Raw genomic sequence first — 3,048 nt, 5'->3', positions numbered from 1 at the left:
TCTGCCGCTGGAGCTGATTCACCAAAGGTATCCATGCCAATAATACGACCATCAAGGCCAACGTATTTATACCAAAAGTCAGCAATGCCTGCTTCCACCGCAATTCTTGGCAGCACATCGGATGGCAAGACCTGTTCTTTATACGCGGCATCTTGCTGATCAAACAGATCGCTTGAGGGCATCGACACGACACGCACTTGCTTACCCGCATCTTCAAGCTCTTTCGCAGCATTCATGGCTAGCTCAACTTCCGAGCCGGTAGCAATCAAAATCAGTTCCGGCGACTTGGCCGACTCTTTCAATATATACGCACCGCGCTCAATATTAGCTAACTGCTCTGCTGAGCGTGGCATGCAAGGCAGACCTTGGCGTGAAAAAATTAAGGCACTTGGGCGGTCATCGGTAAGCAATGCCGATTTCCAAGCGACCGCAGATTCAACTGTGTCACATGGCCGCCAGGTATTTAAGTTTGGCGTGTGACGCAGGCTAGACATCTGCTCAACGGGCTGATGCGTTGGGCCATCTTCACCCAGGCCAATCGAGTCGTGGGTGTAGACAAAAATGCTACGCTGTTTCATTAACGCGGCCATGCGTACCGCATTTCGCGCATATTCCATGAACATCAAAAAGGTTGCGCCATAGGGAACAAAACCGCCGTGCAGGGCAATACCGTTCATCATTGCACTCATGCCAAATTCACGCACGCCATAGTATATATAGTTACCCGAGGCATCGTCCTTCTCTACGCCTTTTGAGCCGGACCACAGGGTTAAGTTAGATCCTGCCAAATCGGCCGAACCGCCCAATAGCTCAGGAATTAAAGGGCCATAAGCGTTTAAAGTATTTTGTGAAGCCTTACGCGAGGCAAGTTTCTCACCATCTTCTTGGCATTGTTGAATATAGGCTGCTGCTTTTTCGGCAAAGTCAGCTGGCAGGTCACCCGCCATGCGGCGATTAAATTCTGCAGCCAGCTCCGGGTAAGCTTGCTGATAGGCCGCAAATTGCTGCGCCCAGGCTTTTTCAGCCGCTTGGCCTTTAGCCACCGCATTCCAGCCGGCATATATGTCATCAGGGATTTCAAACGGCGCACTCGACCATCCGAGCGTTTCGCGCACCAAGGCAATTTCTTCATCACCCAGCGGAGCGCCGTGACAATCTTCTTTACCTTGCTTATTAGGCGAGCCTTTACCGATAATGGTTTTACAGCAAATCATAGTCGGTCGGTCGCTATCGCTGCGCGCAGCCTCAATCGCAGCAGCAATAGCAGCAGAGTCATGCCCATCGACATCAGCAATCACCTGCCAGCCATACGCCTCAAATCGCTTTGGCGTATCATCGGTAAACCAACCTTCAACCTCGCCGTCGATAGAAATACCATTGTCGTCATAAAATGCAATCAACTTGCCAAGCCCTAAGGTGCCGGCCAGCGAGCATGCCTCATGTGAAATGCCCTCCATCAAGCAGCCATCGCCCAAGAATACATAGGTAAAATGATCAACAATCTGATGCTCAGCTTGGTTAAACTGTGCCGCCAACACTTTTTCTGCCAGCGCCATACCAACGGCATTGCTAATGCCCTGACCTAAAGGCCCAGTGGTGGTTTCAATACCCGGCGCGTAGCCATATTCAGGATGGCCTGGGGTTTTTGAATGTAGCTGACGAAAATTTTTGATTTCTTCGATCGGCAAGTCATAACCTGACAGGTGCAGCAAGGCATAAATCAGCATCGAGCCATGACCGTTAGACAATACAAAACGATCACGATTGGCCCAGTCGGGATTGGCCGGGTTGTGGCTGAGGTAATCATTCCACAACACCTCGGCAATATCAGCCATACCCATAGGGGCACCAGGATGTCCTGATTTAGCCTGCTGGACAGCGTCCATAGAAAGGGCGCGAATCGCGTTCGCGAGTTGATTACGTGCTGGCATGAGCGGCTCCGATAATGGCAAAAATATGCCGATTTGAAAAAACGGCGTATTGTCTTACAGCTCGATAGCAAGCGCAATCATTTGTGCAAAAAAGCGCCATAAACTGATGAATACAGAGTGTTTTGCATTGCAGGCGGGCTAGCTTGAGGCGGTTAAGCTGAAAAACTTCAATACTCAGCGCCGCAGAACAGCTGAGCAGTGCCGCTAGGCTCAAAACTTGAGCAAATAACCAGCTGCTTCCAGAGCCTGCACGCGCTTTTGCTCAAGCGGACTGAAATTGTCTGCTAACAAACTGCTCAGCTGCTGCAGACGACTAATCTCATCGATTTCTTGATTCGACAGCAAGCTGTCTTTGATCTGCGCATACTCACGCAGACGCTGATCCCAACGCTGCCGATTTCGCTTCAGCTGCTCGAGCCGTATCGCCGCTTCTGAGCCATATAGTTCAGTAGCGCGAGAGTTATCTGTCAGAAATTGCTGATAGGTTTCAAACGCAAATTGCGCACGTGGCAGTTGCTGCATCGAGACTTCGTGCGCTTGAAACAATTGCTGCTGTTCCTCTGAGGAAAAATGCGCCTGCTGTAAGGTGGCTTTGAACTCGCCGTATGCGCTGGGCTGAAGCATAAAATAATCGACATCCTGTTCACTCAGCGCATCATACTCCACCGCCAGCTGCTTCTTGTAGCGAAGAAAGCGCTGAAACAAATCAGCGACAGGCTGAACGAAATGTGCAGGATAATGCTTGGCAACATCAAAGCGCAAAATAGCGATCAATTCAGCCTCATTAAATTCTGAGCGTAAGCTGTATAAATAGTTAAAATACAGTGTCCAGGCCGGCGCTGCTTGAAACGCCGCGCCAGGGTTGCGCAAAATTGGACGATCAGGAATTGAGCCGCGCACCGAGCTTGTTGATAAAGCGTGCTTCAGCCGCAGGTATTTCGCCGATTCAGCGTGACGCGAAGTTTTTACCGTTAGCCGCGATTTGTCAGCACTGATGCCTGCCGCTGCATCATGCTTGGCAGCTAGATTTACTGACGATTCAGTCAGCTTTGCATTATTCAGCCATTCAGCCGAACCCCAAAACCACCGGCCTAAGCCTGCGAAGCCAAGCAAGCAT

General features: G+C 50.5%; 2 protein-coding genes. Both read right to left on the bottom strand.

Going from position 1 to position 3,048, the window contains the following annotated elements:
- Window positions 1-1,931 (bottom strand): transketolase (gene tkt, locus HRU21_12420; protein ID NRA43094.1); only part of this gene is annotated, 1,931 nt, incomplete at its 3' end.
- 210 nt (window positions 1,932-2,141) lie between these two features.
- Window positions 2,142-3,048 (bottom strand): hypothetical protein (locus HRU21_12415; protein ID NRA43093.1); only part of this gene is annotated, 907 nt, incomplete at its 5' end.

This window comes from Pseudomonadales bacterium, from assembly GCA_013215025.1.
Taxonomy (GTDB): domain Bacteria; phylum Pseudomonadota; class Gammaproteobacteria; order Pseudomonadales; family DT-91; genus DT-91.
Note: the sequence above shows the minus strand (reverse complement) of the source record. Positions and strands in the feature narration are given on the sequence as shown.